The 4,865-nt window shown below is 56.9% G+C and carries 4 protein-coding genes and 1 pseudogene; 2 read left to right on the forward strand and 3 right to left on the reverse strand.

Annotation, left to right across the window (positions count from 1 at the left end; translation table 11 throughout):
* Positions 1–432, forward strand: a pseudogene (lysK, locus tag ACIQ5B_RS10210) (lysine--tRNA ligase); the annotation flags it as partial.
* The gene (locus tag ACIQ5B_RS10215) at positions 429–1,397 is read left to right on the forward strand and encodes a magnesium and cobalt transport protein CorA (RefSeq protein ID WP_397598923.1); all 969 of its coding nucleotides are present in this window, start codon (positions 429–431) and stop codon (positions 1,395–1,397) included. The pseudogene lysK and the gene ACIQ5B_RS10215, both read left to right, overlap by 4 nt.
* Here ACIQ5B_RS10215 and ACIQ5B_RS10220 read toward each other — a convergent pair.
* The 3 genes from ACIQ5B_RS10220 to ACIQ5B_RS10230 form a co-directional block, all read right to left on the reverse strand.
* Positions 1,375–2,439: a fatty acid desaturase family protein gene (locus ACIQ5B_RS10220; protein ID WP_397598924.1), complete on the reverse strand. Its 1,065-nt coding sequence runs from the start codon at positions 2,437–2,439 to the stop codon at positions 1,375–1,377. The genes ACIQ5B_RS10215 and ACIQ5B_RS10220 overlap by 23 nt on opposite strands.
* A 57-nt stretch (positions 2,440–2,496) precedes the next feature.
* A complete protein-coding gene (locus ACIQ5B_RS10225) occupies positions 2,497–3,384 on the reverse strand; it encodes an alpha/beta hydrolase fold domain-containing protein (protein WP_397598925.1) in 888 nt (295 codons plus the stop codon).
* Positions 3,385–3,480: 96 nt separating this feature from the next.
* On the reverse strand, positions 3,481–4,865 hold a 1,385-nt coding region (locus ACIQ5B_RS10230), incomplete at its 5' end, for a DUF885 domain-containing protein (protein ID WP_397598926.1).

Raw genomic sequence — 4,865 nt, forward strand, 5'->3', positions numbered from 1 at the left:
CTGAACCTCGTTGGCGTCATGGGTGCAGGCGCGACCGAGGAGCAGGTCTGGGCCTATCTTGGCAATTATGCCGACAATGTGTCGCCAGAAAATGCGCCCGAACTGGCGGAGCTTATCCCCATCGCGCTTGCCTATAATCGCGACTTCGTTGCGCCGACCTTGCAAAAACGCAAGCCCGAGGGTGTTGAGGTTGCTGCGTTGCAAACGCTCGATGCGCGTTTGGCGGAACTGCCTGCGGACGCGACTGCCGAGGACATACAAAATATCGTGTATGAAATAGGCAAAGAGGGCGGTTTCGAAAATCTGCGTGACTGGTTCAAGGCGCTATATGAAACGCTGTTGGGCTCAAGCGCTGGTCCACGCATGGGCAGCTTCATCGCGCTCTACGGGATTGCGAACAGCCGGCAGTTGATTGCGGAAGCGCTTGCATGACCACGGTTGCGGCCCGCCTCTACCATGATGGCAAGGTCGCGCAGGAAATCGACCTTAGCAAACCAATTCCGCATATCACCCAGCCAAAGGATTTCATCTGGATTGGGTTGCATGAACCCGACGATGGCGCGCTTAAGCGCGTTCAGGACCATTTTGGCCTGCATCCGCTTGCCGTGGAAGACGCGCTTGATCCGAAACATTTGCCCAAGGTCGACGTTTACGGCGATCACCTCTTTCTGGTGATCCGCACGCCCAAGCTGGAGGGCGATCGCATTGTTTATGGCAACACGGCCATTTTCATGGGCCGCCAATTCATCATCACCGTGCGCCATGGTTCGGAACGTTCGCACAGCCCCATTCGGGACCAGCTTGAGGCGACGCCGTGGTTGCTGAAGCAAGGCGCAGATTATGTCCTGCACGCGATCCTTGATTTCATCGTCGACGGCTATGGTGACCTTGTCGATATCATGGAAGAAAAAGTGCTCGTCATGGAAGAACGCGCAATCGACAACTTCCTGAGCTCGGCCGAAACCAGTCGCATCTTCATGCTCCGGCGCGAACTGTTCCGGCTGCAACGGATATTGGGCCCGACTGAGGATTTGACGAGCCGCTTTATCAACCTTGAGCTGCCGCAGATCGATGCGAACATTTATCCCTATATGCGCGACTTGCTCGACCATGTGCGCCGTATTGTCTACCGCGTTGAAGGGTTACGCGACACGCTCACGTCCGTGATTGAAACGAGCGGATTGCTGGAGCAACAAAGGCAGGGGGTGATTACCCGCCAATTGGCCGCATGGGCCGCCATATTGGCCGTGCCGACCGCGATTGCGGGCATTTACGGCATGAATTTCGAACATATGCCGGAGCTTGAGTGGACATATGGATATTTCATGATCGTCGGGGTGATGGTGACCATTTGTGTCACCCTGTTCATCCGGTTCAAGCGGGCTGGGTGGCTGTAGGCCGGTTGATCGCTTGCCGCAAAACATCGCGATAATTGGGTGATATCGTCATGCGCGGATAATAGCCGCCATTGCCCAGCAGCCGGTGGGTGTCGGGTAATTTGTAGCACGGCACACCCATGAACAGATGATGTTCGCTGTGATAGTTCACCCAATATGGAGCAACCGTCATGCGCGCCACGGCACCGGCATAGGTCGTGCGTGCATGTGTAAATGGGTCGCCGCTGCCCGTCGGGGTGCAGGCGTGCTCGGCAATGTTGCGGATGCGCAGGAACAATTGAAATGTCGTCGCGAGCGCGGCCAGCCACAGCAAAAATGGCGTCCAGCCCCATAACGTCAACGATATCGCGAGCAAAATCGCCTGCACCATCAGGAACCGGCCCACGGTGCGCGCGGTCGTTTTGGCGCCTTCCACATTAGCGATTGGCGCGCCGACTCCCGCTCTGTTTTGCATGTTGAATGCCCGGCCTGCGTGCGTGTCAGCCTTACCCGCGCCGTTTTCGCCCCGCAATATCGCGGCCACACCGCGCAACGCCGCCGCAAATTGCGCGCGCCGTTGCTTAAAGAAAGTTTGCCCGGTCAGGTCGCGGATGAACTTGCGGCGCAGGCTGTCGCGGCTGGTCGGAAACGGCGCAGACAAGGACAGGTCGGGATCTTCGGGTTGCTGTGTAAATTTGTGGTGCGTCAGATGATAGGTGCGATAGGCGAACAGGTCGCTACCCGTTGCAGCGCCCGACGGCCATTGCCCGAGCCAGTTGTTGGTTCTGCGATTGGGGTGTAGCAGACCATGCGCGCCGTCATGCATCAGGATGGACAACCCCAATTGCCGCCCGCCCAATATGGCCAGCGCCAGCGGCGTCACCAATATCCCGGCCAGCCAGTGATAGTTCCACGCCGCAGCACCACCAAATGCCGCAAGCGCCACGATGATCCACGCATGGATGATGAGCCAGATGCCCCGCCATCGGGACAAGGTCGTGATTGCACGCCAGTCATCGGATGCAAAAACGTCGCGTGGGTTGGCTGCTTTTACTGCCGGCATGGAGCATCGCCTTTCATAGCAACTTCATATCGCAGCCAACCCGGCCACGCAAATGCGTTACGCCACAGCCCGTGCTGCAAAGCCTGCCATCGCGGCCTGTGCCTTGCGTGACTCGCTGAAACTGAAAATCGGCCAGTCGTGCATCATGCCGGCAAGTTCGGTGAGATCAACCGATGGCACCTTGGCCTTTAACGCTCTGGAATCGGTGACCAAGATGTCATCGCCGCCCGCAAAGGCCAAAATGGGTGGCAAGCCATCCCAGTTGCCGAAGATTGGGCTGCACCGTGGATCGGTAAGGGGCAAGTCGCCCGCGTACAAACTACCGCCTTCGGCAATACCGCTGATGGTCAAAATCCCGTCACGCGGTTCCGTTTTCAACTGGTCGGGATGTGCCGGGTCCAGGTCAAGCCAAGGGCAAATGAGCAACAGGCCGGCGGGCAGTGTTTGACCGCTGTCGCGTGCCATTTGCGCCAGTGCAGCGGTCAAGCCACCCCCTGCTGAGTCGCCACCCATGACGAACGGCGCGCCGTTGATATCGGTTTGATACGCCGCGTAATATGCGCTGGCCCATGCCGTAATGGCTTCGGCGGAGCTTTCCGGCGCGAGCGGATACAGTGGCGCCGTTATCGACCAGCCATGTTGTGACGCCATGTGGCTTAAGAATTTCCAGTGGACGTCCGTGGCTGAATAGACATAGCCGCCGCCATGCCAGAACAAGATATGGGCGCTGGGCGCTCTGTCCTTGGGCGCCACGTGCCAGACATTGCGGCCCTGAAATTCGCTCTGCCGAACGTCAACGTCGTCCTTTGCGATTGGTCGCGGCGCAGGCGCTGCCCGGACCTTGATGATGTTTTGTTGAAACTGCGGGCCGCCTGTAAACATCCGGCGATAATAGCCCGTGGTGCGCAAAACAAATCCAGCAAGGCTGGCGGTAAAACTTGGCATGATTGTATTCCCCCTCATGACAAGCGCTATATCAAGGCAGGGGGCCAATCAAGCTGTTCGCTTCCCGACAAGACATCCTGCCGGGAAGCGCGCAGTTTACTTCGACGCGGCGATCCAGGCGTCGATCTTTTTCTCAAGCACGGTAAGCGGCAGTGCGCCGGTGTTCAGAACCTGATTGTGGAATTCGCGCACGTCGAATTTCTTGCCAAGTTCCTTCTTCGCCTTGTCTTTCAGACGCAGGATGGTGAGGGCGCCGATTTTATAGGCCAATGCTTGCGACGGAATCGCGATGTAACGTTCGACCTCTGCCGTGGCGTCGGTTTTACCCATATCGCTGTTGGCGAGCATATAGTCGATGGCCTGTTCGCGGGTCCAACCCTTGCTGTGGATGCCGGTGTCGACCACGAGACGCATCGCCCGCAGCATTTCGTCGGACAGCGTTCCAAAGCGTTGATACGGGTCTTTAAACAAGCCCATCTCGTAACCGAGGGTTTCGGAATATAGCGCCCAACCTTCGACATAGGCCGTGTTGCCGCCAAAACGCATGAACGCGGGAAGCTTTTCATTTTCCTGTGCGATGCTGATCTGGAAATGGTGCCCAGGTGCGCCTTCATGCAGATAAAGCGTGGTCATGCCCGGGATCGTGCGGCTTGGCAGATCATAGGCGTTGAAATAAAATGTGCCCGGACGCGATCCATCAGGGGTACCCTGTTGATAGCTGCCGCCGGCTTCATATTTCTCGCGGAATTCTTCGTAGGGTTTAATCTCAAGCGGTGCCTTGGGCAGATATTTGAACTGCGTTGAAATCGTTGCGTCGACTTTCTTGCCGATGTCGTAATAACCCTGCGTCAGCGCATCGCGGCTCGACATTTTGAATTTCGGATCCGAACGCAGATGCTCAAAAAACTCGGGCAGGGTGCCTTTGAAGCGAACTTCATTTTTGATGGTTTCCATACCCGATTTAATCCGGGCAACCTCCGACAATCCCAGATTGTGGATGTCGTCTGCCTTCAATGGCAGGGTCGTCGTTTGCTCGATCATATATTGATACAGGCCTTCGCCGCCCTTCATGGCGGACAAGCCGACCTGTTCGCGGGCCAATGGCAAATAGCTGTCGCGCAGGAAGTCACGCAGACGGGCATTGGCTGGGTACAGACCGTTGACGATGATGTCGCGATATTCCGCCGTCAGGCGTGCTTTGTCCGCATCGCTGAAATCCGCAGGGAATTTCAGAACTGGCCCGTAATAAGGCGACTCTTCGGTCTTTTGCGCCAATTGTGTGTTGAGCTGGTCGATGACATTGCGGATCGTCATCTTCGTTTCGAATACGCCGGACGCCATGCCTTGGCGGAAACGGCCAATTGATGCGTCCATCAGGACGATGAATTCCTTGTGGCGCTTCAGGTTGTTTTCGTAATCCTGAACCGTTTTGAAAGGTGCCGCGCCCTGTCCTCTGGCGAAGGTCGGATAAAAAGTGTGAA

It is taken from the genome of Sphingorhabdus sp. (genome assembly GCF_044374345.1).
Lineage (GTDB): Bacteria > Pseudomonadota > Alphaproteobacteria > Sphingomonadales > Sphingomonadaceae > Sphingorhabdus_B.

Bases quoted from the DNA above. Each gene is read 5' to 3' on its own strand.
- ACIQ5B_RS10215 (WP_397598923.1), top strand. From the start codon at position 429: ATGACCACGGTTGCGGCCCGCCTCTACCATGATGGCAAGGTCGCGCAG.
- ACIQ5B_RS10220 (WP_397598924.1), bottom strand. From the start codon at position 2,439: ATGCCGGCAGTAAAAGCAGCCAACCCACGCGACGTTTTTGCATCCGAT.
- ACIQ5B_RS10225 (WP_397598925.1), bottom strand. From the start codon at position 3,384: ATGCCAAGTTTTACCGCCAGCCTTGCTGGATTTGTTTTGCGCACCACG.